The following is a 23,538-nucleotide window of genomic DNA, read 5'->3' as shown; positions in this document are numbered from 1 at the left end:
ATTTGCGTAGAACTTAAAACATAAACGATTATGGCATTGAACATTAAAGATGACAATTTTGAAGCTATTGTAGCTGAAGGTAAACCGGTGGTGTTGGATTTTTGGGCTACATGGTGTGGACCTTGTAAACAAATCGCTCCATATATTGAAGAACTGGCAGAGGAATATAAGGATAAGGTAAATATCGGCAAGTGCGACGTGGACGACAATGCAGAGCTTCCTGTACAGTTCGGTGTTCGCAGTATTCCTACCGTGCTGTTCATCAAGAATGGAGAAGTGGTTGACAAACAGGTAGGTGCTACTACCAAGGCTGCTTTGCAGGCAAAGGTGGAAGCTTTGTTGAAATAATTCAAAATCAAATAAGTTATGGGAATGGAAGACGATTTCTTGTTGGAAGACGAGGACGATGAGAGAACCATCGAGTTCATTAAGAACTATTTGCCTCAGGACATGAAAGAGGCTTTCTCGGACGATGACTTGTACTACATTCTGGATTTGATTGTGGATTACTATACCACAAGCGGTTGTCTGGATGCACAGCCGGACGACGAAGGTTATATCAACATCGATCAGGATGAGATTGTGAACTACATCGTCAAGGAGTCTACGAAGGATGGCATGGGACCGTTTGATCCGGACGCGATCTTCTTTGTCGTACAGGGCGAAATGGAGTATGGCAACCAGTTAGGACAAGTGGAATAAAAAAGTATTCTATTATGAACAAAAAATCCGGACCTGCAGGTCCGGATTTTTTTATTTGGTCTGGCTGTATCCTTCTGCTTTCAGCAGATCGACGATGCGCTGTTTGAATTCTCCTTGGATGAGAATTTCTCCATCCTTTACGGAACCTCCCACGCCACATTTCGTCTTGAGCTTTCGGCCAAGTTCCTTCAAGTCATCTTCTGTACCCGTAAAACCGGAAATGACAGTGACGGTTTTTCCGCCTCGTCCTTTCTTCTCAATATTGACTCTCAGCTTCTGCTGTTTCGGGTCGAGGGTTTCTGCTTCCACTTCTTCTTCTTTGTCATAATTGAAATCCGGGTTAGTGGAATATACGATGTTCAGGCGGTCTTTCCAGTCGTTCTTTTTCATGTGAATTTAATTTAATCCGCTTCAAAGGTATGACATTTTTCAGAAATCGTGTCTAAGGTTTGCGAGAAATAGTTTAATTTTGCACTATTGATTAATAGAGCACAATCTGGATGGCTGTACGAAGTCGTAAAATTACGGACAAGATTCCTGAGCCTACTTTACGCAGACTCCCTTGGTATCTTTCAAATGCGAAGCTGATGAAAGAGAAAGGGGAAAAATATGTGTCTTCTACCCAAATTTCCAGACAGATAAACATTGATGCCTCGCAGATAGCGAAAGACCTTTCGTATGTGGATATCTCCGGACGTACGCGGGTGGGGTATGAAGTAGATTTGCTGATTCGGGTGCTGGAAGATTTTCTAGGCTTTACGAACATACACAAGGCCTATCTGTTCGGGGTCGGTAGTTTGGGAGGTGCCTTGCTGAGAGACTCCGGTCTGTCGCATTTCGGATTGAAGATTGTGGGGGCATTCGACATAAACCCGAATCTGGTAGGTACTACTATCGAAGGGATTCCCATCTATCATACCGATGAGTTTGAACAGCGAATGGCAAAGGACGGGGTGAGAATCGGAGTGCTGACTGTGCCCATCAACATTGCACAAGACATTACAGACAAGATGGTGGCCGGAGGAATCAAGGCCGTGTGGAATTTTACGCCGTTCCGTATCCGTGTGCCGGAAACCATCGTGGTGCAGAACACGTCACTGTATGCCCATCTGGCCGTGATGTTCAATCGTTTGAATGAAATTATAAAGAAATAACTCCATGAAAATTATTGCTATAGGCATGAACTACAGCCTGCATTGCCATGAGTTGCATGCAGGAGAAGCCTTGCCCCAAGAGCCGGTCATCTTTATGAAGCCGGACTCTGCCTTGCTGAAAGACAGCAAGCCTTTTTTTATTCCTGATTTTTGTGAACAGGTGGATTATGAAACGGAGATGGTGGTACGCATCTGCCGCCTGGGAAAGAATATTTCGGAACGTTTTGCCCATCGTTATTATGATGCCGTGACCGTAGGCATTGATTTTACGGCCCGCGACTTGCAGCGTAGGTTCCGTGTCGAGGGAAAGCCCTGGGAATTGTGTAAGGGATTTGACAATTCGGCAGCTATCGGTGACTGGGTACCGGTAGAAAAGGTAGGTGACATTCAGCACGTAAACTTCCATTTGGATATCGATGGAAAGACGGTACAGCAGGGAAATACGGGCGACATGTTGTTTACCGTAGACCAGATTATTACTTACGTCAGCCGTTTCTGCACTTTGAAGATTGGAGATATGCTGTTTACAGGTACGCCGGTCGGGGTAGGCCCTGTGCAGATAGGCAATCATCTGGAGGGATATTTGGAAAATGAAAAACTTCTTGATTTTTACATACGATGAAGATAAGAGTAGGATTTGGGTTCGATGTGCACCGTCTGGTGCCGGGACGTGAATTGTGGCTGGGTGGAATCCGTCTGGAACATGAATTGGGCTTGTTGGGGCATTCGGATGCCGACGTGCTGATTCATGCCATCTGTGATGCACTGCTGGGAGCGGCCAATCTGCGTGACATTGGTTATCATTTCCCCGACAATTCGGCGGAATTCAAGAATATCGACAGCAAGATTCTGCTGGCAAAAACCGTGGAGCTGATTGCCGGGAAAGGCTATCGGGTAGGGAATATCGATGCGACGGTGTGTGCCGAACGTCCAAAACTGAAAAACCGTATTCCGGAAATGCAGGAGGTACTGGCAAAGGTGATGGGCGTAGAAGCAGACGATGTTTCCATCAAGGCAACCACGACTGAAAAGCTGGGATTTACCGGACGGGAAGAAGGTATCTCGGCGTATGCTACGGTGTTAATTGAAAAGGACTGACAGGGAGGATAAACGATGAATCCGAAATATTCAGTGGTCATACCGGTGTATAACCGCCCGGATGAGGTGGATGAACTGTTGCAGAGCCTGACCGGACAGACTTATAAGGACTTCGAGGTAGTGGTGGTGGAAGACGGTTCTTCCATTCCATGCAAGCAGGTAGTGGAAAAATATGAAGGAAAACTGGATGTCCATTATTTTGAGAAGCCGAATTCCGGCCCAGGGCAGACGCGGAACTATGCGGCGGAACGGAGCCGTGGAGAGTATCTGCTGATTCTGGATTCTGATTGCATTTTGCCCGCTACTTACCTGGCGGCGGTGGAAGCGGAACTGCAGCGGGAACCGGCGGATGCGTTCGGAGGGCCTGACCGTGCGCACGATTCGTTTACCGACGTACAGAAAGCCATCAATTACGCCATGACTTCTTTCTTCACTACCGGAGGAATCCGTGGGGGAAAAAAGAAAATGGATAAGTTCTATCCCCGCAGTTTCAATATGGGAGTCCGGGCTGATGTGTATAAGGCACTGGGTGGATTCTCCCGGATGCGTTTCGGTGAGGATATTGACTTCAGTATCCGTATCTTCAAGGGAGGATATCGCTGTCGGCTGTTTCCGGAAGCGTGGGTATGGCACAAGCGTCGTACGGACCTGAAGAAATTTTTCAAGCAGGTACACAATTCCGGTATTGCCCGGATTGACCTGTACAAGAAATATCCGGAATCATTGAAAGTGGTACATCTGTTGCCGGCTGTATTTACGGTCGGTGTGGTACTGGTGCTGCTGGCTGCTTTTATCTGTCCGTGGAGTTTGCTTTTATTGGCTTTGTTTGCCGTCGTTATTTTTACAGATGCTTCCCTGCGTAATAAAAGTGTTAAAATTGGAGGACTGTCCGTTCTTGCTGCGTTTATACAGTTGACGGGCTACGGTTCCGGCTTTCTACGGGCGTGGTGGAAACGCTGCGTGTGCGGAGGAAAGTCATTCTCTGCTTTCGAGAAGACTTTCTATAAATAGAAGAATTTTTTTTTTCGGTCCGATGATTCCGTCAGTCACTTTTGAAGAGGAAGAACCATGAATGAAAAATTGAATATCAACCAGTGGGCGGAAGAGGACCGGCCTCGGGAGAAAATGATGCTGCATGGGCCTGCGGCACTGAGCAATGCGGAATTGCTGGCCATTTTGATTGGTTCCGGCAATTCGGAGGATACGGCTGTAGGATTGATGCGGAAAGTGTTGGACGATTGTCATAACCGGTTGAGTGAATTGGGGAAGTATACGGTGGACGACCTTTGTCGTTACAAAGGTATCGGTCCGGCAAAAGCGGTCACGATTCTGGCGGCCTCGGAGCTTGGAAAGCGCAGAAGGGAAGAAGAACCTTCCGAACGCAAGCGCATCACCTGTTCGCAGGACGTGTATGCTTTCTTTCATCCGTTGATGTGCGATTTGCCGGTGGAGGAATGCTGGGTGATGCTGCTCAATCAGGCAGCAAAGGTAATCGATACTTTGAAAATCAGTCAGGGAGGGCTGGCCTCCACGCAGGTGGATGTGCGTTGTATCTTGCGGGAGGCGCTGTTGAAGCGGGCTACTTCCATGATTCTTTGTCATAACCATCCTTCGGGAAACACCCGTCCCAGTCAGGACGACGACCGTCTGACTCATGCCTTACTGGAAGCCGGGCGTACCATGAATATCCGTCTGCTGGACCATCTGGTCGTTTCGGATGGGGATTACTACAGTTACGGGGATGAAGGACGTCTTTAAGTTCGTTTTTTTGCAGGCTAAGGATGAAAAAATGGAGATTTTTGCCTATGTTTGCAACAAAGAATAAAGATTGAATGATTATGGACAACGATAAGAAGTTGAAAATTGAGGAAAAGATTGTGGATATGCTGAAAACGGTGTACGACCCGGAAATCCCGGTGAACGTGTACGATTTGGGCTTGATTTATAAGATAGATCTTCAGGACGACGGTGAGCTGACTGTCGACATGACTTTGACGGCCCCCAACTGTCCGGCGGCCGATTTCATCATGGAGGATGTACGCCAGAAGCTGGAGTCGGTGGAAGGAGTGAAATCTGCGCAAATCAATCTGGTCTTTGAGCCCGAATGGGACAAGGATATGATGACGGAAGAGGCGAAACTGGAACTGGGATTTATGTAAACAAATGCTTATGGATACGATGAAGAGTGTATATTTCCTTTCGGATGCTCATTTGGGTTCAAGGGCCATTGCGCACGGTCGTACGCAGGAACGTCGGCTGGTGAACTTTCTGGACAGCATCAAGCATCAGGCGGCTGCCGTGTATTTGCTGGGCGACATGTTCGACTTCTGGTATGAGTTCAAGCTGGTGGTTCCGAAGGGTTATACCCGTTTCTTGGGAAAGCTTTCCGAACTGACAGACATGGGGGTGGAAGTGCACTTTTTTATCGGGAACCATGATATCTGGTGTGGGGATTATCTGGAAAAGGAATGTGGAGTGATTCTGCACCGGGAGCCCCTGACGTGCGAGATTTACGGGAAGGAATTCTTTTTAGGACACGGAGATGGATTGGGCGACAACGACCGAAAGTTCAGGCTGTTGCGGGCGATGTTTCACAGCAAGACACTGCAACGCCTGTTTTCGATGCTTCATCCGCGATGGAGCGTGGAGTTCGGGCTGGAATGGGCTAAGCACAGCCGCCTGAAAAGAGAAAACGGACGTGAGCCGGATTATATGGGAGAAAACGAAGAACCGTTGGTATTGTTCTCAAAAGAATATCTGAAGAATCATCCGGATATTAATTATTTCATTTACGGGCATCGCCACATCATGCTGGATTTGATGTTGAGCCGTACCTCGCGGATGATGATTCTGGGTGACTGGATTACGGAGTTTTCGTATGCGGTGTTCGATGGAGAGAATATGTTCCTGGAACAATATATTGAAGGCGAGACTTCGGTAGAGTGATTCGCCGATTGAAGAGAAAAACAACAGGCGGTGACAAGGACTGAGAATGTTCTCGTCACCGCCTGTTGCTTATAGGACCAGTCTTGTTTTATCGGGCCACTTCTCCGCTTTCCTGACGGGCAAGCAGGCCTTCCACTTCGGATACCTTGACCATATTGTAGTCTCCGGCAATGGTATTTTTCAATACGGAAGCGGCAGTTGAGAAATCTACGCGTTTCTGGTTGTCATCAAACGCATTCTGTGCATACAGCATGGCGCCGCAGAAGGCGTCACCTACTCCTACACAGTCGATGACATTGTCGATGTCGAATACACGGCTGTATTTCATTTCACCGTTGGCATAGAGTACACCAGCAAATGTGTGATGCTCTGAACTCATGACGTTGCGCAGGGCAATATAGATGTATTTGCAGTTCGGGATTTGCTGGCTGATGCCTTGGCAGAACTTCTCATAGGCAGCTGTATCGTATTTTTCACCACTTTTGGTGGCTTTGAAACCGGGGGCCGGTATGCCAGTAACGAGGGCATATTCACCTTCGCTTCCGAACATGATGTCGCTGCTGGTCATTAATGGGCGCAGTACCTCTTGTGCTGTTTTTCCATAATTCCACAGGTTTTTGCGGTAGTTGATATCGTAAGAGATGGTCAGTCCCATTTCCTTGGCAATATCGATGGCTTCTTTACAAACATCGGCCAAGCCTGGAGTCAGTGCGGCATCGATTCCGGACCAGTGGAAGATGGCGGCATCCTTGAAGATTTCCCGCCAGTTAATCATGCCAGGTTTCAGTTCGGAAAAAGCCGAATTCTCGCGGTCGTAGATGACGTTGGAGTTACGCATGGCAGCAGCTTTTTCCATGTAATAAGTTCCAAGTCGGTGTCCGCCGAAAAGAATGTGCTTCGTACCGATGTTATGTGAACGGAGTTCTGCAATACAAGTTTCTCCCAATGCGTTGTCCGGCAGACGCGTGATGTATTCCACTTCTCCGCCGAAATTGGCAATGGAAATGGCTACGTTGGCTTCACTTCCTCCATAGTTGACGAGGAAGTCGTGGCTTTGTTGAATACGCAGGTTGTCGGGGGTGGTGAGACGGAGCATGATTTCTCCAAATGTTACAATCTTTTTGCTCATAGTGGGATGTTTTTATTTTAACTGAAAGCGGAGCAAAAAGAAGAGGATACTCCTTGCAGGGTTCCTTTTCCTTGCTTTCGTTTCCTCGGCAAAGATAGTGAATTCCTGTCAGGGGGTATCCTCTTTTAACTCTTTTAGGATTCCTGCGGATTATTTGTTGCTCAGGATGTTGACTGTATCGGTAGCAATCATCAGCTCTTCATCGGTCGGGATAACTACAACTTTTACTTTGGAGTTATCAGTAGAGATGATAGCTTCTTTGCTGCGTACTTTGTTTCTTTCCGGGTCGATTTCTACGCCAAGGAAGCCCAAAGTCTTGCAGACGCCGGCACGGGCAGTAGCCTGGTTTTCACCTACACCACCTGTGAACAGGATGACGTCGACACCTCCCATGGCAGCAGCGTATGCACCGATGTATTTGGTGATGCGGTAGAAGTACATGTTTTCGGTCAGGATGGCACGTTCTTCGCCTCTGGCTACGGCATCTTCCAGTTCACGCATGTCGCTTGATTTTTCGAACATACCCAGTACACCGCTCTTCTTGTTCAGCAGGGTAGACATTTCGTCGGGAGTCAGACCTTCTTTCTTCATGATGTAGGTGATGGCACCTCCGTCGATGTCTCCGCTGCGAGTACCCATCATCAAGCCTTCCAGAGGAGTCAGTCCCATGCTGGTATCGATGCATTTTCCGTCTTTTACAGCAGCGATGGAACCACCGTTACCGATGTGGCAGGTGATGATACGGCTACCTTCCTGCGGGATCCCCAGGAATTCACATACGCGTTTGGATACATAGCGGTGAGAAGTTCCGTGGAAACCGTAGCGGCGAATACCGTATTTTTCATAATAGCTGTAAGGAATAGCATACAGGTATGCATAGTCCGGCATAGTCTGATGGAAAGCAGTATCGAATACGGCTACCTGCGGGACTTCCGGCAACAGTTTCTGTACGGCATAGATACCTTTCAGGTTGGCCGGGTTGTGAAGCGGGCCCAGGTCGCAGCATTCTTCTACAGCTGCAATTACGGCGTCGTCAATCAGTACAGAACCGCTGAACTTGGTTCCTCCGTGCAGTACGCGGTGACCTACAGCCTTGATTTCATGCAGATTTTTTACAGCTCCATATTCAGGGTTGGTCAGGGTATCAAAGATGAACTGTACGCCGGTAGTGTGTTCCGGTACGTCTTTTTCGAGGATTTTCTTTTCTCCGTTCGGCAGAGTCAGTTTCAGGAAAGACCCCGGAAGGCCGATTTTTTCGATACCTCCTTGAGCGAGGACTTCTTTTGTAGTCATTTCAAACAGTTTGTACTTGATTGAAGAGCTACCGCAGTTGAGTACTAATACTTTCATATAGTTGGAATGTTTTTTATGAATGATGAAACTCATAATGCCACTCTGCGAGAAAGGGGAGTGGCATTATGGATATGGATTTGGATGATTACTGAGCTTTGGCAGCGATGGCCTGGTTGGCTGTAATGGCAATCATCTTATATACATCGTCTACACTGCATCCGCGAGACAAGTCGTTGACCGGACGGGCGATACCCTGCAGAATCGGACCTACGGCGGTAGCATGTCCCAGACGTTCTACTAACTTATAAGAGATGTTTCCGACTTCCAGGCACGGAACAACCAATACGTTGGCTTTTCCGGCGATTTCTGAACCCGGAGCTTTGCTGGCACCGACCTTCGGAACCAGTGCGGCATCGGCCTGCAGTTCACCGTCAATCTTCAGAGATGGATCCATTTCTTTGGCAATCTTCAGGGCTTCTACTACTTTGTCTACCACTTCATGTTTGGCAGAACCTTTGGTAGAGAAACTCAGCATGGCTACACGTGGGTCAAGACCTGCTACAGACTGAGCTGTACGTGCGGTACAGATGGCAATCTGTGCCAGCTGGTTGGCATCCGGAACCGGAGTAACGGCTACGTCGCCCATTACCAGGATACCGTTGTCGCCACATTCGGGAGCATGGGTCAGCAATAGCATGGCACCTGAAACGCAAGTGATACCCGGAGCTGTCTTGATAATTTGCAATGCCGGACGGAGTACATCACCGGTGGTGTTGCGGGCACCGGCCAGCTGTCCGTCTGCATCTCCTGATTTGATAATCAGGCAGCCTAAGTAAAGCGGATTCAAAACCAGTTTGCGGGCTTCTTCGATGGTCATGCCTTTTTTCTTGCGAAGTTCGCAAAGCAGTTGTGCGTATTCTTCTTTCTTCGGATGGTTTTCCGGATCGATGATGGTAGCTTTGTGAATGTTACCTAATCCCCATTCTTTTGCAAGGCCCATGATTTCATCGGGGTTACCCAACAGAATCAGGTCTGCTACACCGTCTGTCAATACTTGATTGGCAGCCTTCAAAGTACGTTCTTCTGTTCCTTCCGGAAGCACGATGCGCTGTTTGTTTGCTTTAGCGCGTTCAACGATTTCACTGATTAAATCCATGATTTATATGTTAAATAGTAAATGCTTGTTGTGTGCGGTAACGGATTTTCTCCTTTATCCACTGCAAAAGTAGCTATTTTTGTAATATCTAGTTTGCAAAAGAGGTTTTTTTTTGCTTTAAAGTATGCAAAAACCTTCACTCTTCTTGTTGAGCGGAATAAAAATAGGTTTTTAGGTATATCGACTTTTCCGATTATGTAAATTTGCGCCGGTTTTCAATATTAAAATTTAAGGTAAAAATGATTCGACAGTGTTCTATTCTTTTTGGATGTCTGGCATTGGGTGAACTGATTGTATACTTGACAGGAGTGAAGTTGCCTTCGAGTATCATCGGCATGCTGTTGCTGACTCTGTTTCTTCAGCTGGGTTGGATAAAGCTGGAGTGGGTGCAGGGCCTGACCAATTTTCTGGTTGCTAATCTAGGCTTTTTCTTCGTGCCGTCGGGGGTGGCATTGATGCTTTACTTCGACATTATTACGGCTCAGTTCTGGCCGATTGTGATTGCTACGTTGGTTAGTACGGTGTTAGTGTTAGTTGTTACAGGTTGGGTTCATCAATTAGTGCGTAAATATGGATTTTTTCGAAAATAAATTCTTTCTGCTGGCCATCACATTTGGCTTTTATTTCTTATCAAAATTGTTGCAGAAAAAAACAGGTTGGGTGTTGTTAAACCCCATCTTGGTGGCGATTGCGCTGTTGATTTGTTTTCTGGAATGTACAGGCGTTTCTTATAAAACTTATTCAGAAGCAGGTTATCTTGTGGAATTTTGGTTGAAACCGGCGGTTGTGGCATTGGGCGTACCTTTGTATTTGCAGTTGCGAATGATTAAGAAGCAGCTGATGCCGATTTTGGTTTCCCAGTTGGCCGGATGTGTGGTAGGCTTGGTGTCTGTTACCATTATAGCCAAACTTTTGGGTGCTTCTCCTGAAGTGATTATGTCTTTGGCTCCGAAGTCGGTAACAACTCCGATTGCTATGGAAGTTTCGAATGCAGTGGGAGGAATCCCTTCTCTGACAGCAGCGGTAGTGATTGTCGTGGGACTGTTTGGCGCTATTTGCGGATTTAAACTTCTGCAGGTAGGGCGTGTGGCCAGCCCGATTGCCCAGGGATTGTCCATGGGTACAGCCAGTCATGCAGTAGGTACCTCACGTGCCATGGAAGTAAGTGGCAAGTACGGAGCGTATGCCAGCCTGGGACTGACATTGAACGGAATTCTGACCGCTTTGCTTTCGCCGACAATTTTACATTTGCTCGGATTGTATTAAAGGTAGTTACAAAAGGTTTATTGTCCTTGACTGGATGTGAACCGGGGGACAGGCAATTTGTTCTTTTGGCAGAATGAATTATATTTGTCCTTTCAATCAAGGAATCCAATTTGTTATGATCACATTTAAACCTATTGAACTAGACGATAAGAATATGGTCCAGAAATACACGTTGCGCAGCTGGCGTCGTAACTGTGACCTGTCATTTTCTAATTTGTATAGCTGGCGTTTTTTGTATCGTACGGAGATTGCGGAGAAAGACGGTTTCTTGCTGTTCCGCTTTTATGCCGACAATCAACTGGCCTACATGATGCCGGTAGGAGAGGGTAATATACGTTCCATACTGGAAGAGTTGATGGGAGATGCACGCAGCTTGGGAGCCCCTTTCCGTTTGCTGGGGGTGTGTGCCGGAATGCGTGCGGAACTGGAATCGGCTTTTCCTTTTCAGTTTGACTTTGTGGCCGACCGTGACTATTTTGATTATGTGTATTTACGGACCGACCTGGCTACCTTGCGTGGAAAGAAATACCAGCCCAAACGGAATCACATTAACAAGTTCAAGGCGGCTTATCCGGATTATGAATACAAACTTCTGACTCCGGAACTGATTCCGGAATGTCTGCAACTGGAAACGGAGTGGTGTAAGGCGAACGATTGTGCCGAGAATCAGGCTTTGCAAGACGAGCGTCGCTCGATGACAGCGGCTTTGCAACACATGGAACAGTTGGATATACAAGGTGGGGTACTTTATGTGGATGGCAAGATTGTAGCTTTTACTTTTGGAGCTCCCATTAACCACGAGACTTTTGATACGTGTGTGGAAAAGGCCAATACGGAGATTGAAGGGGCATACGCCATGATTAATTATGAGTTTGCCAACCATATTCCGGAACAGTATATTTATATCAATCGGGAGGAGGACCTGGGCTTGGAAGGGCTCCGCAGGGCGAAATTGTCGTATCATCCGGAGGTACTTCTCGAAAAATACGTAGCAGAATTGAAATGACAATAAAGGAACAAGTCAAAGTCCTCTGGAAACAGTGTTTCCATGATACGGATGAATTCATTGATTTTTATTTTCAGAAGCGGTATGCTGATGACCTGAACAGTTATGTGGAAGCGGACGGTCGGGTCATTGCCGCTTTGCAGCGCATCCCTTACTTCTTAACGTATGAAGGAATGGAGATGCCGGTAGCCTATATTTCCGGTGCCTGTACCGATTCGGCTTATCGGAACAAAGGTGTGATGCGTCATCTGTTGGCAGAGGCACACTGTCGGATGTTTCGGGAAGGGATTATGTTTTCTACCTTAATTCCGGCAGAGGAATGGTTGAAAGGGTATTATGCTCGTTCAGGATATACGACCTGTTTCTCACAGACAAAAAAGTTATTAACAGCTTCCTCTTTGGCTGTTGATAACTTTTCTTCCCAGTTGAAAATAGTTGAAATAGTTCCTGAAAGTGCTTTGTGCAGCGATGCTTTTCGTTTTTTTTATCATTTTCAGTCGTCTCGGGAAGCTTATATACAGCATGACTGGGAAGATTTCCACATTATATTAACCGATTTGCAGTTGAGTGGAGGTGCTTTGTGGGGGGCTTACCGAGGCAACGTTTTACAGGGACTGTGTTTTTGTTTCCCGGATGAAAGTCTATTGAAGATTACGGAATTGGTTAGTACGGAGAAAGAAGTGGAACAAATTCTGGTAGATTATTTGCTGTCTCATTATCAGCGACCTCGGGCAGAATGCTTAGGGCAGGAGGGAGAAAAGTCTTATGGGCTGGGGATGGCACGAATTATCCATGTGGAAGCAATGTTCCGTTTATTGGCCAAGAAATTTCACGAAAATCTTTATATAAAGGTAGAAGGTGATGAGGCTATCCCCGAGAATAATGGCTGGCATAATATCGAAGATGGATGTTATATTAACGGACGGATGGAAGAACGTGAATACCGTGTATTGTCCATTGAAGAATTGACCCGCCTACTGTTTGATGGGAAACATCCATATATGAATTTGATGCTGAATTAAGGGACCGATTATTGGTTACTGTCGGAAGTCAGCATGCGTTCCAGCTCCTCGGCAGTAAGTTTCAGGTGGAATTGTCCGTGGTAGGCTATGGAGATACCTCCTGTCTCTTCCGATACGATGATGGCCATGGCATCCGTTTCTTGTGAAACACCCAGTGCTGCACGGTGGCGGAGTCCCAATTCTTTAGGGATTTCCAGATTGTGAGATACCGGCAGGATACATCCGGCTGCCTTTATCCGTTTGTGGCTGATAATCATGGCCCCGTCGTGGAGCGGACTGTTCTTGAAGAATATATTTTCAATCAGCCGCTGGTTGATGTTGGCATCAATCACATCGCCTGTGCGTACGATATCGTCCAGTGGAAAATCTTTTTCAATCACAATCAAGGCTCCTACTTTGCCTTTACTCATGTTCAGGCAGGCCATGACGATGGGCATGATATCCTCCCGTTCCGTTTCGCTTTTCTTGTTTCCTTTCAGAAAGCGGAACAAACTGTTGCTGCGGTGTCTGGAGCCGAGGGAAAGCAGGAAGTGACGTATCTCATCCTGAAACAGGACGATGAGTGCGATGACGCCCACGCTGACCAGCTTGTCGAAGATGGAGCCCAGCAGTCGCATTTGGAGTACCTGTGATACAATTACCCAAATGATGATAAATACCAGAATCCCAATAAAAATATTGATGGAGCCTGACGATTTCATCAGCTTGTAGGTCTTGTACAACAGAAAGGCTACCAATAGTATATCAAGTATATCCTTGAAACTAAGTATGTAGATATCGAAAGGCATAATCTGTAAAATGTTTAGGTGAATGTGTGTTTAATATTGTGGTTCATTCAGTGCATTGAAAATACGGACGGTTTCCACTGCGGCTTTCACGTCGTGTACTCTGAGTATTTGGGCTCCTTTCATTAAGGCAATGGCATGTAAGGCAGTCGTTCCGTTCAACGCATCTTCAGGACCTCCCCCCACCAGCTTGTAAACCATTGATTTACGGGATACTCCGACAAGTACAGGCAGTTGGAAGATTTGGAATTCTTCCAGTTTGTGCAGTATTTCGTAATTGTGTTGCAGGGTTTTCCCGAAACCGAATCCGGGGTCAATAATCAGGTCCTTGACGCCTAACACCCGCAGTTTCTCTATCTTTTCGGCAAAGTAACGGATAATCTCTTTTACCGGATTGTCGTAGTGGGGAGCGTGTTGCATGTTTTGAGGATTCCCCTGCATGTGCATCAGGATGTAGGGAACCTTCAACCGAGCAAGGGTAGGAAACATTTCCGGGTCCAAATCTCCAGCAGAAATGTCGTTGATAAGGGCGGCTCCATATTCTTCCACACACATCTTGGCCACATCGGCTCGGAAAGTATCAATTGAAACAAGCGCCTCGGGGCATTCCCGTTGAATGATTGCCAGTCCTTGTCGCAGCCGCTGCATTTCTTCTTCCGGAGAGACGTCTGCCGCATCCGGACGTGAAGAATAAGCTCCCATGTCAATAAAAGTGCCTCCCTCATCCAGAATCTGGTGAACTCGGCAGAGAATGTCTTTTTCAGTCTGCTTCCGGCTGTTTGCGTAAAAAGAATCCGGAGTGACATTGAGGATTCCCATCACCTGAGGCTGGGACAGGTCCAGCAATTCTCCTTTGACATTGATGTATTTTGCGAATGTTTCTTCCATGAGTTTTCTATCCGTTTCTGCCTTGCAAAGGTACGTACAATAATTCAATTTGTTTCGGTTCTTTCTGGCGAATTTTCCCTCCAAAGTGGATTTTTCAGCCTTTGATGCTTCTCTTTTTCCACTTTTTACCAAAAAAATGAACCAAAAGTTTGCAGGTTACAAATTTAGTTGTACCTTTGCAACCGCAATTGAGAACGAGACTATCGGGCGTTTAGCTCAGCTGGTTCAGAGCATCTGCCTTACAAGCAGAGGGTCGGCGGTTCGAATCCGTCAACGCCCACTCAACGAATTTCTCGTAAATCATTGCTTTTTCTTTTTGGGGCGTTTAGCTCAGCTGGTTCAGAGCATCTGCCTTACAAGCAGAGGGTCGGCGGTTCGAATCCGTCAACGCCCACCTCCAAAAAGAAAGATTATTCGGGCGTTTAGCTCAGCTGGTTCAGAGCATCTGCCTTACAAGCAGAGGGTCGGCGGTTCGAATCCGTCAACGCCCACACCGAATTAATTGTCAACTTTCCCTTTATCGGGCGTTTAGCTCAGCTGGTTCAGAGCATCTGCCTTACAAGCAGAGGGTCGGCGGTTCGAATCCGTCAACGCCCACTTCAAGCTTCGCAGTGTGGCGAGGCTTTCTTTTTTTAATCCTTTTCTTTGTATGCAAACATTGATTCTGGCCGATAATCAGGATATCACTCGCTACGGGATGAAAGCTATTGCTTCAGAACTGTTCCCGGACTGCGTATGTGTGGAGGTAACCGATTGGAAGCATCTGACGGAGCTGTTGAAAGATTTTCCCAATGCCTGTGTGGTTTTGGATTACACTTTGCTTGATTGTACGGTGAGTCAGTTACTGGTGTTGCATGAACGTTTTCCGGAGGTGAATTTTATTTTGTTCAGTGACCAGTTGGGGACAGACTTTGTGCGTCGTATGTTGTGGGCTGGTCCGGCTTTTCATGTGTTGATGAAAGATGCGGTGTGGAATGAAATTAAGCAATGTTGGGATACAGTCTCTGTGGGGCACCAATTTGTATGTCGGAAAGCATTGGATTTGTTGGGGGAGGAAGGAAAGAAAGAAGTGGAAAGAGTCTCTCCCTTGACGCAGACGGAAAAAGAAATCTTGCGGGCGATGGCTTTAGGAAAAGGCACCAAGGAAATTGCGGCGGAACGTTTTCTGAGTGTGTACACGGTGGCCACTCACCGGAAGAATATCTTTCGTAAGTTGCAGGTAAACAATGCGCACGAAGCGATTCGGTATGCGCTTCGTGCAGGCATTGTCAATCCCGTAGAATATTGTATTTGATTGTTTTCTTGTGTTTTAGAGCGGATATTCTTCAAAAGCGAACAACGCGGTCGACAGGTATCGTTCTCCTGTGTCCGGCAACAGTACGACAATATTTTTTCCTGCATATTCAGGTTGTGAGGCTACCTGTAAGGCGGCGAAGGTGGCTGCTCCGGCGGAAATACCGGTCAGCAGTCCTTCTTTTAGAGACAGTTCGCGTCCTGTGCGGATGGCATCGTCGTCGGCTACACGGATAATCTTGTCCACTACGTTGGGGTTGAAGGTCTTAGGGATAAATCCGGCTCCGATTCCCTGTATCTTGTGCATGCCCGGTTTGTCACCTGAGAGTACAGCCGATGCGTCCGGCTCTACAGCAATGATTTCAATATGCGGATTGTGCTGCTTCAGTCCTTCGCCAACTCCACTCACGGTACCGCCTGTACCCACTCCGGCAATAAACACATCTACTTTTCCATCGGTATCTTCCCAGATTTCTTGTGCGGTGGTAGATACGTGTGTACGCGGATTGGCTGGATTCTCAAATTGCTGAAGGATGACGGCTCCCGGTGTGTTGTCGCGTAATTCGTTCGCTTTCTCGATGGCTCCGCGCATGCCTTTATTTCCTGGAGTCAGTACCAGTTGGGCTCCCATAGCCTTTAGCAGGTTCTGTCGCTCTACACTCATGGTTTCGGGCATGGTGAGAATGGTTTTGTATCCTTTCACCCCTGCTACCCAGGCCAGTCCGACTCCCGTATTTCCGCTGGTTGGTTCAATGATGACCGCTCCAGGCTTCAGAAGGCCTCGTTGTTCGGCATCTTCAATCATGGCCAGGGCGATACGGTCTTTTACACTGCCACCTGGGTTGAAATATTCCAGTTTGGCAATGATACGTGCCTTTGCATCGTGTGCTTTTCCGATACGTGCGAGTTCCAGTAAAGGGGTATGCCCGATAAGTTCTGTAAGTTGTTTCTTGATTCGTTCCATAGTTTTTTCTTTTTCTGCAAAGGTAGGGGGAAGATGAATAGAGGGAAATACCCTTTTTAGGGTATATTGGGATATAAAAAAAAGAGAAACCGAAAGGTTTCTCCATTGGTTGCGGAGGCCTGACTCGAACAGACGACCTTTGGGTTATGAGCCCAACGAGCTACCAACTGCTCCACTCCGCGATATTCGCTTGTAGTTGCGGAGGCCTGACTCGAACAGACGACCTTTGGGTTATGAGCCCAACGAGCTACCAACTGCTCCACTCCGCGATGTTTTTCCTAAATGCGGTGCAAAGGTACGGACTTAGTTTTATAAAAGCAAATATTTATGAAAGAAATATAGAAAACTTTATCTTTATTTAGAATAATAAATAATGTTGGCTGTTTTCTGGTGCGAAAAAAGAGGGGAAGCAGGCTTTTCGGGTGAATTTGGGACCTTATATTTGTGTAGTATCAAGAAAAACAGTACTTTTGCTCAGTTTTTTATGAGTTGTGCAATAAAGAGAGATGACAGTATTAAAGACGAGAGCTAAACTGGTAGATGTAGCCCGGCAACTTTTTGCGAAGAAGGGAGTGGAAGATACGACAATGAACGACATTGCCCAGGCTTCGAAGAAAGGACGGCGCACGCTTTATACTTATTTTAAAAGTAAGGAGCAAATCTACATGGCAGTGGTGGAGTCTGAACTGGAAATGCTTTCCGACCAGCTGGAGAAGACAGCAGCTAAACCGATTTCTCCAGACCAGAAAATTCTGGAACTGATTATGACGCATCTGGATGCCATCAAGATGGTGGTGTATCGTAACGGTACGTTGAGGGCCGATTTTTTCCGGGATATCTGGAGAGTAGAGGCCATGCGGAAAGACTTTGACCGGAAAGAGGTGGTCTTGTTCCGTCGTATTCTGCGGGAAGGGAAGGAGGCGAATCTCTTTGATATAGATAATGTGGAGATTACGGCCGACATCTTGCATTATTGCATAAAAGGAATTGAAGTGCCCTACATCCGCGGTCAAATCGGTGAGGAACTGGATGATGAAACGGGATGGCGCTATGTGTCGAAGATTGTGTTCGGTGCATTGGGGTGTAAAGAGAAAGAAAAATAATCATATCGTTTAATTAAAAAATAAAGAAAATGGGATTATTAACTGGAAAGACAGCCATTATTACAGGTGCCGCACGTGGTATCGGTAAAGCTATTGCATTGAAGTTTGCTGCTGAAGGAGCAAACATCGCCTTCACGGACTTGGTTATCGATGAAAACGGTCAGAATACAGAGAAAGAAATTGCTGCTTATGGTGTAAAGGTAAAAGGTTATGCTTCCAACGCGGCAAGTTTTGAAGATACCGCAAAGGTAGTGGAACAGATTCACAATGATTTCGGTTCTATCGATATTCTGGTGAACAATGCCGGTATCACGAAAGACGGTCTGATGATGCGTATGAGCGAATCACAGTGGGATGCAGTGCTGACTGTGAACTTGAAATCTGCATTTAACTTCATCCACGCTTGCACTCCGATTATGATGCGTCAGAAACATGGCAACATCATCAACATGGCTTCTGTAGTAGGCGTACACGGTAATGCCGGACAGTGCAACTATTCTGCTTCCAAGGCAGGTCTGATTGGTCTGGCTAAATCTATCGCACAGGAATTGGGTTCACGCGGTATCCGTGCCAATGCCATTGCACCGGGCTTCATCATCACCGACATGACTGCGAAATTGTCTGACGAAGTGAAGGCTGAATGGAACAAACGTATTCCTTTGCGTCGTGGCGGTACACCGGAAGATGTAGCCAACATCGCTTTGTTCCTGGCTTCCGACATGTCTTCATACGTTTCAGGACAGGTTATCCAGGTTGACGGTGGTATGAACATGTAATACAAACCATAATAATAGAGAGTGAAGAATAGGGAATCGGGGGAAGCTGCTTTCTTTCATTTCCTGTTCTTCATTTTTTTGTATATGACAGTAGTTTACGAAGACAATCACATCATAGTAGTCAATAAGACTGCTTCAGAAATAGTGCAGGGCGACAAGACAGGCGACGTGCCTTTGTCGGAAACCGTGAAGCAATATTTGAAGGAAAAATATGCCAAGCCGGGCAATGTGTTCCTGGGAGTGACACACCGGTTGGACCGTCCGGTAAGCGGGCTGGTGGTATTTGCCAAGACGAGCAAGGCCTTGAGCCGTCTGAACGAAATGTTCCGCAACGGGGAGGTGAAGAAGACCTATTGGGCCATTGTGAAGCAGGCACCCAAAGAAACGGAAGGAGAACTGGTGCACTATCTGGTCAGAAACGAAAAACAGAATAAATCGTACGCTTACGATAAGGAGGTGAAGAACTCCAAGAAAGCGGTACTGCATTACCGCCTGATAGGCCGTTCGGAAAATTATTATCTGTTGGAAGTAGACTTGAAGACCGGACGTCATCATCAGATACGGTGTCAGCTGGCCAAGATGGGATGCCCTATCAAAGGCGATTTGAAATACGGTTTCCCGCGTTCCAACCCCGATGGAAGTATCTGTTTGCATGCCCGCCGGGTACGGTTTATCCATCCGGTGTCCAAGGAACCCATCGAACTGGTAGCTCCTCTTCCTGAAGGAAATCTCTGGAAAGGTTTTGGGATGGTATAAAAATAAGAAGGTAAACGCTTCACAGCGTCCCCTTCTCTTAACACATAGGCATCTTCATTTTATCATGAGATTGTAAAATAATTGAGAGTTCAATTAAATTGAGGTAAACAATCTCAGAACTTTATTCTATGGGGTTGGGTTTAGCCTAGTTTGTTTGGGTTGTTCATTGTTTTGTTTATTTGTAGAATGTAACACAAAACCCGTGCCAAACCGCCAGAAGCCTTGTAGAAGGGATTTAGGAACCAAACGCTGTGGAATAAGTGTGGAACGTGTGGAAATATTCCACACGTTTATTGTGGAATCTGATAAAGTTTCAGCTTGTTGTATAAGGTTTTCCGGTCAATACCTAATAAGGCCGCAGCTTTCGACTTGTTGTGGCCGGTTTGCTGGAGAGCCTTTAATATGCGGTGCTTTTCGGTTTCTTCATCATGCAGCATGAACGACTCTTCTGTTTCCGTGTCGTTGTTTTCCTGTATTTTTCTTTCACTGATTTCTTCCCCCAAATCTTTGAGGGTGATAAAGTCTCCTTGGGCCAGCAGGGTAGCTCTTTTGACCACATTTTTCAGCTGGCGCAGGTTGCCCGGCCAGGGATATTTCTGCAAGGCTTCGCTGGCTTGTGCGTCGAAACCAATCAGCGTGCGTTCCAGTTCACGGTTAGCCTGGTCCAGAAAGAAATTGGCAAACAGCAGGATATCTTCCGGACGTTCTTTCAGAGCCGGCATCTGCAAGGTGAACTCATTGATACGGTGATACAAGTCTTCCCTGAAATTACCTTTTGCGATAGCCTCCTTCAAGTTCTCATTGGTCGCACTGATAAGTCGGACGTCAACTTCTATTTCTTTGGTGGAACCGATACGGCGGATGCGTCGTTCCTGTAGGGCTCGCAACAGCTGTACCTGTACTTCGTAGCTCAAGTTTCCGATTTCGTCAAGGAACAGTGTGCCTCCGTTGGCTTCTTCGAAAGCGCCGGCCTTGTCATTCAGGGCACCGGTGAACGAGCCTTTCACATGGCCGAAAAATTCGGAAGCGGCCAATTCTTTGGGAATAGAGCCACAGTCAATGGCAATAAACGGTTTGTCCGCACGTTTGCTGAGCTGGTGGATACGGTGGGCCACATATTCCTTACCGGTTCCACTGGCTCCGTTGATAAGTACGGACATTTGTGTGGGGGCTACCAGACTGACATAATTGTAAAGCTTCCGGGCTTCTTCACTTTCCCCTTCCAGAAAACTATGGGTGGTTGGAGAGGCCGTCTTCTTTTTCTCGGAGGAGGCAGAAGGCTTTTCCGGTCGGATGGCTTCTCTGATTTTTTTCAGCAGTTCATCCGGCTGTACCGGTTTGGAGATGTAGTCCGTGGCTCCTTCTTTCATGGCCCGTACGGCACTTTGTATTTCTGCATAGCTGGTCATGATAATGAAAGGAACCTCATTCTGTTGTTCCCGTAACCAGGAAAGCAGATTCATTCCGTCCTGGTCAGGAAGACGTAAGTCGGACAGTATCAGGTCGAAGCTACGTGCGCCGAGTTGCTTGCGTGCTTTTGCCTGTGTGCCCGCAGTTTCCACTTCAAATCCTTTTTTCCCCAGCCAGGTTTTCAGCATGGTAGAGAATGTTAAATCATCTTCAACGATTAAAATAGACGGAACCATGTTTTTTTCTTTAATAGCTTTTACAAAGATAATCTTTTTTACGATACCCTTTCCGTATCCTTCAATATTTTGCATTCAAGGATTTTCCGGGTTTCTTCCACTACGAGATTTGCAGCCCGTACGGCCTCAGGCGAATAGGTGTGTGTGCCTCTCTGCCCTTCCAGCCATTGGAGGGCAGGAATTGCTTGTCGGGCTTCAATCATGAGGAAGGTGGGCAACATTTTATGAGCCACGGCACACAAGGTTTCCATGTCTTCCGCTTGCAGGGCAACCTGTATCTTTTCCAGGTTTTTGCGGGTTTCCTGTGCGAATGTCCGAAGAATTTCTCTGGCAGCCTCAGGGTCATCCTCCGAAAAGGCGGTCAATGGAGAAAAGTTGTACGTTCCTTCCGTCGCCTGTTTTTCCTGAGGGATTTCTTGGCAGACTGTGTCCGGATTCGCTTCTTCCCCAAATAACACGGTTTTCAATACCGTTTTCAGGTCCGACTGGTTGAAAGGCTTTTGCAGCATGCCGGCAAATCCTTTCTGACGGAAATCGTTTTCGTCCATATCTCCGCGGGCCGTAATGGCAATAACCGGAATGGACTGGGCTTGCGGCAGCGACAGGCTGCGGAGATGTTTGAGAAGTTCAAATCCGTTCATCGCCGGCATCTGGATGTCAGTGAACAGCAGGTGGAAGGTGTGTGCCTGTAGCTGGGCCACAAGCTCTTCCGGATGTTCACAGCAGACGGTTTCCACTTTTAGTCCTTTCACTTCCTCCGCGACGTTGTGGAGCATGGCTTCTGTGAGATGCATCTGTATCCGGTCGTCATCAATGATGAGTACCCGCCATAAGGTTTCCGGCAGGGAAAGTGGACTTTCGTTCGTTGCTGGGGCCTTTTTGGAGGCGATGGAAGGTAAGGGCATGGATACCTGGAAGGTACTGCCTTTGCCCGGAGTACTTTCAATCTCGATTTTTCCCAGCAGCAGTTCCACCAGTTTGTGCGTGATGGAAAGCCCCAGTCCGAAGCCTTCCTGGCCTTGGGCACTACGCAGGCGGGTAAATTCCTTGAAAATCCTTTCCTGCTCTTTGGCGGTCATGCCGCAGCCCGTATCCGAAACACGGAACACGAACTGGTTGCCATGGTATTCTGCTTCCAGCGTGATTTCTCCGGTTGCCGTAAACTTCAGGGCGTTCGACAGCAGGTTCTCCACAATCTGTCGGATGCGGAAAGGGTCCCCTTCCAGGGTAAGTGACTCCGGAAGCTTGTCGTCGAAAGTCAATTGGAGTTGTTTTTTCTCGGCGAGGGGAAGAAAACTGTGGTAGATGTCGGTCAGCAGTTCGTGGGGACTGAAAGCTACCGGATGTAAGTCCATCTTTCCGGCCTCCAGCCGATGGTAGTCAAGCAGAGAGGTGACGAGAGCCAGCAGGTGCTGGGCCGAGCTTTTCATGTTCGACAGGTAGAACTGCTGTCTCCGGTCGTGAACCAGCCGGATGAGGAGGTCGATGTAGCCGATGATGGAGCCGGCCGGAGCCTTGATGTCGTGTGTGATGGTCAGCATCAGTTTCTCGCGGGCCACCAGCAAGTTCTCGGCATACAGTTTGGCCTTCTCCAGTTCCCTCCGGTAGTGGTTGTTGCGGGTAATGTCGCGTGCGATGACGATGGAAAACACCAACACCAGTACGAAGGCCGCAATGGCGATTTTCGCCATGGTTTCGGCTGCCTCCTTCCGTATTTCCTCTTCCTGCATCAGCTTGACGCGGGCCGCCTCCTGCTCATCCTGCTCGATGTTTTCCAGCAGCTGGTTGACACGCTGGCTGAGGCCGCTTCCAATGACACGGAGGTTGTTGATTTGTGCGTTCAGCATTTCCGTCTCTTTCTGCCGGGTCTGGAACACTTTGTGCTGGATGCCCGTAATCATGCTGCTGATGGTGTCGATGGGGTTATATACCTCATCGAGTGTGTCGGTATATTCTTCCTGTATCACGTTGCTCACTTGGGTGGAGTCTTCCTTTCCCGGGGCGAATACGTCGGCCAGGCGTTTGAAGAATCCTTTCTTTTTATGATGGATGGTGTAGGAATTGTGGTGCGTGATGACTTTTCTCCGTATGTGAGGTGTGCTGAGCAGGGAATCCTGTTGGGCAATCAGGCTGTCCAGCTGTTCCTGGTAAATCTGGTCGGTCGGTGTGTTCCGCATGGCCTCCAGCACGGCATACATGTTCCACTGTTTGTGGCGGAGCAGACTCCTCACCGTGTCCAGACGGGCCTGCTGCAGGGTGTCGGTCAGAATGATTTCCAAGGTATCGATGGATGCATTCACTTCTTTCATGGCCTCCAGATAATGGTAGTATTCGTTCAGTTTGCCGGTACGCAGGGTCTGACCGATGATTTCCGCATCATACAGTTGGCTGATGATGCGGTGGGTGATGTGGCGGCGATGGTCCAGCTGCTCGTTCAGGTTGGAGGGAGTGGTGAGCAGGTTCATCTGCTGGATGGTGTAGGTGAAGGCTCCCATCAGCAACCCGACCAGTACGATGTAGCCGAGTACGATTTTGGAAGAAGTGGAAAACATGGT

Annotated in this window: 26 protein-coding genes and 6 tRNA genes; 21 read left to right on the top strand and 11 right to left on the bottom strand. The window is 47.5% G+C overall.

Annotated elements, in window-relative coordinates; all coding sequences use genetic code 11:
* Window positions 1-30 precede the first annotated feature (30 nt).
* Complete coding sequence (trxA, locus tag OIM59_RS14675; protein WP_299170085.1) at window positions 31-348, top strand: thioredoxin; 318 nt, start codon at window positions 31-33, stop codon at window positions 346-348.
* Between the two features lie 18 nt (window positions 349-366).
* On the top strand, window positions 367-702 hold the full coding sequence (locus OIM59_RS14670) for a hypothetical protein (RefSeq protein WP_299170086.1): 336 nt from the start codon (window positions 367-369) through the stop codon (window positions 700-702).
* A gap of 51 nt (window positions 703-753) precedes the next feature.
* On the opposite strand, the gene OIM59_RS14665 is transcribed toward OIM59_RS14670, so the two are convergent.
* The gene (locus OIM59_RS14665; RefSeq protein WP_299170087.1) at window positions 754-1,092 is read right to left on the bottom strand and encodes a translation initiation factor; all 339 of its coding nucleotides are present in this window, start codon (window positions 1,090-1,092) and stop codon (window positions 754-756) included.
* A gap of 110 nt (window positions 1,093-1,202) precedes the next feature.
* Between OIM59_RS14665 and OIM59_RS14660 the strand changes: the two genes are divergently transcribed.
* From OIM59_RS14660 to OIM59_RS14630, 7 genes are all read left to right on the top strand, one after another.
* Window positions 1,203-1,856: a redox-sensing transcriptional repressor Rex gene (locus tag OIM59_RS14660; RefSeq protein WP_299170088.1), complete on the top strand. Its 654-nt coding sequence runs from the start codon at window positions 1,203-1,205 to the stop codon at window positions 1,854-1,856.
* Window positions 1,857-1,860: 4 nt separating this feature from the next.
* On the top strand, window positions 1,861-2,478 hold the full coding sequence (locus OIM59_RS14655) for a fumarylacetoacetate hydrolase family protein (protein WP_299170089.1): 618 nt from the start codon (window positions 1,861-1,863) through the stop codon (window positions 2,476-2,478).
* Complete coding sequence (gene ispF / locus OIM59_RS14650; protein WP_022354468.1) at window positions 2,475-2,954, top strand: 2-C-methyl-D-erythritol 2,4-cyclodiphosphate synthase; 480 nt, start codon at window positions 2,475-2,477, stop codon at window positions 2,952-2,954. Before OIM59_RS14655 ends, ispF begins: the two co-directional genes overlap by 4 nt.
* A gap of 15 nt (window positions 2,955-2,969) precedes the next feature.
* Window positions 2,970-3,965: a glycosyltransferase family 2 protein gene (locus OIM59_RS14645; RefSeq protein ID WP_299170090.1), complete on the top strand. Its 996-nt coding sequence runs from the start codon at window positions 2,970-2,972 to the stop codon at window positions 3,963-3,965.
* A 57-nt stretch (window positions 3,966-4,022) separates the two neighbouring features.
* Window positions 4,023-4,712 carry a DNA repair protein RadC gene (gene radC, locus OIM59_RS14640; protein WP_299170091.1) on the top strand — a complete coding sequence of 230 codons (690 nt, stop codon included), beginning with the start codon at window positions 4,023-4,025 and terminating at the stop codon, window positions 4,710-4,712.
* 80 nt (window positions 4,713-4,792) lie between these two features.
* Window positions 4,793-5,113 (top strand): metal-sulfur cluster assembly factor, encoded by a 321-nt coding sequence (locus OIM59_RS14635; protein WP_022354465.1) that lies wholly within the window; start codon window positions 4,793-4,795, stop codon window positions 5,111-5,113.
* Window positions 5,114-5,132: 19 nt separating this feature from the next.
* A complete protein-coding gene (locus tag OIM59_RS14630; RefSeq protein WP_299170097.1) occupies window positions 5,133-5,900 on the top strand; it encodes a UDP-2,3-diacylglucosamine diphosphatase in 768 nt (255 codons plus the stop codon).
* Between the two features lie 88 nt (window positions 5,901-5,988).
* Here OIM59_RS14630 and OIM59_RS14625 read toward each other — a convergent pair whose 3' ends face one another.
* The 3 genes from OIM59_RS14625 to pta all read right to left on the bottom strand — a co-directional run bounded on the left by OIM59_RS14625 (window position 5,989) and on the right by pta (window position 9,478).
* Complete coding sequence (locus OIM59_RS14625; protein WP_299170092.1) at window positions 5,989-7,029, bottom strand: sugar kinase; 1,041 nt, start codon at window positions 7,027-7,029, stop codon at window positions 5,989-5,991.
* A gap of 150 nt (window positions 7,030-7,179) precedes the next feature.
* Window positions 7,180-8,379: an acetate kinase gene (locus OIM59_RS14620; RefSeq protein WP_299170093.1), complete on the bottom strand. Its 1,200-nt coding sequence runs from the start codon at window positions 8,377-8,379 to the stop codon at window positions 7,180-7,182.
* An 88-nt stretch (window positions 8,380-8,467) separates the two neighbouring features.
* A complete protein-coding gene (gene pta / locus OIM59_RS14615) occupies window positions 8,468-9,478 on the bottom strand; it encodes a phosphate acetyltransferase (protein ID WP_022354461.1) in 1,011 nt (336 codons plus the stop codon).
* A 239-nt stretch (window positions 9,479-9,717) separates the two neighbouring features.
* Here pta and OIM59_RS14610 point away from each other — a divergent pair, with 239 nt between their 5' ends.
* The 4 genes from OIM59_RS14610 to OIM59_RS14595 all read left to right on the top strand — a co-directional run bounded on the left by OIM59_RS14610 (window position 9,718) and on the right by OIM59_RS14595 (window position 12,772).
* On the top strand, window positions 9,718-10,068 hold the full coding sequence (locus tag OIM59_RS14610) for a CidA/LrgA family protein (RefSeq protein ID WP_072543568.1): 351 nt from the start codon (window positions 9,718-9,720) through the stop codon (window positions 10,066-10,068).
* A complete protein-coding gene (locus tag OIM59_RS14605; protein WP_072543567.1) occupies window positions 10,049-10,744 on the top strand; it encodes an LrgB family protein in 696 nt (231 codons plus the stop codon). Before OIM59_RS14610 ends, OIM59_RS14605 begins: the two co-directional genes overlap by 20 nt.
* 115 nt (window positions 10,745-10,859) lie before the next feature.
* Window positions 10,860-11,750, top strand: coding sequence for a DUF2156 domain-containing protein (locus tag OIM59_RS14600; protein WP_299170094.1), 891 nt, complete (start codon window positions 10,860-10,862; stop codon window positions 11,748-11,750).
* Window positions 11,747-12,772: a GNAT family N-acetyltransferase gene (locus OIM59_RS14595; RefSeq protein ID WP_299170095.1), complete on the top strand. Its 1,026-nt coding sequence runs from the start codon at window positions 11,747-11,749 to the stop codon at window positions 12,770-12,772. The genes OIM59_RS14600 and OIM59_RS14595 overlap by 4 nt, the downstream gene beginning before the upstream one ends.
* Window positions 12,773-12,780: 8 nt before the next feature.
* Here the strand turns inward: OIM59_RS14595 and cdaA are convergent, their stop codons facing one another.
* Complete coding sequence (gene cdaA, locus OIM59_RS14590) at window positions 12,781-13,560, bottom strand: diadenylate cyclase CdaA (RefSeq protein WP_288353077.1); 780 nt, start codon at window positions 13,558-13,560, stop codon at window positions 12,781-12,783.
* 30 nt (window positions 13,561-13,590) lie between these two features.
* The gene (gene folP / locus OIM59_RS14585; RefSeq protein WP_299170096.1) at window positions 13,591-14,445 is read right to left on the bottom strand and encodes a dihydropteroate synthase; all 855 of its coding nucleotides are present in this window, start codon (window positions 14,443-14,445) and stop codon (window positions 13,591-13,593) included.
* A gap of 205 nt (window positions 14,446-14,650) precedes the next feature.
* Here folP and OIM59_RS14580 point away from each other — a divergent pair.
* The 5 genes from OIM59_RS14580 to OIM59_RS14560 all read left to right on the top strand — a co-directional run bounded on the left by OIM59_RS14580 (window position 14,651) and on the right by OIM59_RS14560 (window position 15,739).
* Window positions 14,651-14,725, top strand: a tRNA-Val gene (locus tag OIM59_RS14580).
* 39 nt (window positions 14,726-14,764) lie between these two features.
* A tRNA-Val gene (locus OIM59_RS14575) sits at window positions 14,765-14,839 on the top strand.
* Between the two features lie 22 nt (window positions 14,840-14,861).
* Window positions 14,862-14,936: transfer RNA gene (locus OIM59_RS14570), tRNA-Val, on the top strand.
* Window positions 14,937-14,967: 31 nt separating this feature from the next.
* Window positions 14,968-15,042 (top strand) — tRNA-Val (locus tag OIM59_RS14565).
* Between the two features lie 52 nt (window positions 15,043-15,094).
* Window positions 15,095-15,739 carry a response regulator transcription factor gene (locus OIM59_RS14560; RefSeq protein ID WP_299172517.1) on the top strand — a complete coding sequence of 215 codons (645 nt, stop codon included), beginning with the start codon at window positions 15,095-15,097 and terminating at the stop codon, window positions 15,737-15,739.
* A gap of 15 nt (window positions 15,740-15,754) precedes the next feature.
* Here the strand turns inward: OIM59_RS14560 and cysK are convergent, their stop codons facing one another.
* The 3 genes from cysK to OIM59_RS14545 all read right to left on the bottom strand — a co-directional run bounded on the left by cysK (window position 15,755) and on the right by OIM59_RS14545 (window position 16,971).
* A complete protein-coding gene (gene cysK, locus OIM59_RS14555) occupies window positions 15,755-16,702 on the bottom strand; it encodes a cysteine synthase A (protein ID WP_299172514.1) in 948 nt (315 codons plus the stop codon).
* 106 nt (window positions 16,703-16,808) lie between these two features.
* Window positions 16,809-16,884: transfer RNA gene (locus OIM59_RS14550), tRNA-Met, on the bottom strand.
* Window positions 16,885-16,898: 14 nt separating this feature from the next.
* Window positions 16,899-16,971, bottom strand: a tRNA-Met gene (locus OIM59_RS14545).
* 237 nt (window positions 16,972-17,208) lie between these two features.
* Here OIM59_RS14545 and OIM59_RS14540 point away from each other — a divergent pair.
* The 3 genes from OIM59_RS14540 to OIM59_RS14530 all read left to right on the top strand — a co-directional run bounded on the left by OIM59_RS14540 (window position 17,209) and on the right by OIM59_RS14530 (window position 19,337).
* Entirely contained in the window at window positions 17,209-17,805 is a 597-nt protein-coding gene (locus OIM59_RS14540; protein ID WP_299172512.1) for a TetR/AcrR family transcriptional regulator, read from the top strand.
* 29 nt (window positions 17,806-17,834) lie between these two features.
* On the top strand, window positions 17,835-18,581 hold the full coding sequence (gene fabG, locus OIM59_RS14535; protein WP_072543560.1) for a 3-oxoacyl-[acyl-carrier-protein] reductase: 747 nt from the start codon (window positions 17,835-17,837) through the stop codon (window positions 18,579-18,581).
* 84 nt (window positions 18,582-18,665) lie between these two features.
* The gene (locus OIM59_RS14530; protein WP_072543559.1) at window positions 18,666-19,337 is read left to right on the top strand and encodes an RluA family pseudouridine synthase; all 672 of its coding nucleotides are present in this window, start codon (window positions 18,666-18,668) and stop codon (window positions 19,335-19,337) included.
* A 290-nt stretch (window positions 19,338-19,627) separates the two neighbouring features.
* Here OIM59_RS14530 and OIM59_RS14525 read toward each other — a convergent pair whose 3' ends face one another.
* Complete coding sequence (locus OIM59_RS14525) at window positions 19,628-20,983, bottom strand: sigma-54 dependent transcriptional regulator (RefSeq protein ID WP_299172506.1); 1,356 nt, start codon at window positions 20,981-20,983, stop codon at window positions 19,628-19,630.
* 38 nt (window positions 20,984-21,021) lie between these two features.
* A complete protein-coding gene (locus OIM59_RS14520; protein ID WP_299172503.1) occupies window positions 21,022-23,535 on the bottom strand; it encodes an ATP-binding protein in 2,514 nt (837 codons plus the stop codon).
* Window positions 23,536-23,538 lie beyond the last annotated feature (3 nt).

Origin of the sequence: Bacteroides mediterraneensis (genome assembly GCF_025993685.1) — a bacterium.
In the GTDB taxonomy this organism is placed as follows: Bacteria; Bacteroidota; Bacteroidia; order Bacteroidales; family Bacteroidaceae; genus Phocaeicola; species Phocaeicola mediterraneensis_A.
The sequence above is the reverse complement of the archived record's forward strand: the minus strand, read 5'-3'. Positions and strand labels throughout refer to the sequence as shown.

Bases quoted from the DNA above. Each gene is read 5' to 3' on its own strand.
- trxA (WP_299170085.1), top strand. From the start codon at position 31: ATGGCATTGAACATTAAAGATGACAATTTTGAAGCTATTGTAGCTGAA.
- OIM59_RS14670 (WP_299170086.1), top strand. From the start codon at position 367: ATGGGAATGGAAGACGATTTCTTGTTGGAAGACGAGGACGATGAGAGA.
- OIM59_RS14665 (WP_299170087.1), bottom strand. From the start codon at position 1,092: ATGAAAAAGAACGACTGGAAAGACCGCCTGAACATCGTATATTCCACT.
- OIM59_RS14660 (WP_299170088.1), top strand. From the start codon at position 1,203: ATGGCTGTACGAAGTCGTAAAATTACGGACAAGATTCCTGAGCCTACT.
- OIM59_RS14655 (WP_299170089.1), top strand. From the start codon at position 1,861: ATGAAAATTATTGCTATAGGCATGAACTACAGCCTGCATTGCCATGAG.
- ispF (WP_022354468.1), top strand. From the start codon at position 2,475: ATGAAGATAAGAGTAGGATTTGGGTTCGATGTGCACCGTCTGGTGCCG.
- OIM59_RS14645 (WP_299170090.1), top strand. From the start codon at position 2,970: ATGAATCCGAAATATTCAGTGGTCATACCGGTGTATAACCGCCCGGAT.
- radC (WP_299170091.1), top strand. From the start codon at position 4,023: ATGAATGAAAAATTGAATATCAACCAGTGGGCGGAAGAGGACCGGCCT.
- OIM59_RS14635 (WP_022354465.1), top strand. From the start codon at position 4,793: ATGGACAACGATAAGAAGTTGAAAATTGAGGAAAAGATTGTGGATATG.
- OIM59_RS14630 (WP_299170097.1), top strand. From the start codon at position 5,133: ATGAAGAGTGTATATTTCCTTTCGGATGCTCATTTGGGTTCAAGGGCC.
- OIM59_RS14625 (WP_299170092.1), bottom strand. From the start codon at position 7,029: ATGAGCAAAAAGATTGTAACATTTGGAGAAATCATGCTCCGTCTCACC.
- OIM59_RS14620 (WP_299170093.1), bottom strand. From the start codon at position 8,379: ATGAAAGTATTAGTACTCAACTGCGGTAGCTCTTCAATCAAGTACAAA.
- pta (WP_022354461.1), bottom strand. From the start codon at position 9,478: ATGGATTTAATCAGTGAAATCGTTGAACGCGCTAAAGCAAACAAACAG.
- OIM59_RS14610 (WP_072543568.1), top strand. From the start codon at position 9,718: ATGATTCGACAGTGTTCTATTCTTTTTGGATGTCTGGCATTGGGTGAA.
- OIM59_RS14605 (WP_072543567.1), top strand. From the start codon at position 10,049: ATGGATTTTTTCGAAAATAAATTCTTTCTGCTGGCCATCACATTTGGC.
- OIM59_RS14600 (WP_299170094.1), top strand. From the start codon at position 10,860: ATGATCACATTTAAACCTATTGAACTAGACGATAAGAATATGGTCCAG.
- OIM59_RS14595 (WP_299170095.1), top strand. From the start codon at position 11,747: ATGACAATAAAGGAACAAGTCAAAGTCCTCTGGAAACAGTGTTTCCAT.
- cdaA (WP_288353077.1), bottom strand. From the start codon at position 13,560: ATGCCTTTCGATATCTACATACTTAGTTTCAAGGATATACTTGATATA.
- folP (WP_299170096.1), bottom strand. From the start codon at position 14,445: ATGGAAGAAACATTCGCAAAATACATCAATGTCAAAGGAGAATTGCTG.
- OIM59_RS14560 (WP_299172517.1), top strand. From the start codon at position 15,095: ATGCAAACATTGATTCTGGCCGATAATCAGGATATCACTCGCTACGGG.
- cysK (WP_299172514.1), bottom strand. From the start codon at position 16,702: ATGGAACGAATCAAGAAACAACTTACAGAACTTATCGGGCATACCCCT.
- OIM59_RS14540 (WP_299172512.1), top strand. From the start codon at position 17,209: ATGACAGTATTAAAGACGAGAGCTAAACTGGTAGATGTAGCCCGGCAA.
- fabG (WP_072543560.1), top strand. From the start codon at position 17,835: ATGGGATTATTAACTGGAAAGACAGCCATTATTACAGGTGCCGCACGT.
- OIM59_RS14530 (WP_072543559.1), top strand. From the start codon at position 18,666: ATGACAGTAGTTTACGAAGACAATCACATCATAGTAGTCAATAAGACT.
- OIM59_RS14525 (WP_299172506.1), bottom strand. From the start codon at position 20,983: ATGGTTCCGTCTATTTTAATCGTTGAAGATGATTTAACATTCTCTACC.
- OIM59_RS14520 (WP_299172503.1), bottom strand. From the start codon at position 23,535: ATGTTTTCCACTTCTTCCAAAATCGTACTCGGCTACATCGTACTGGTC.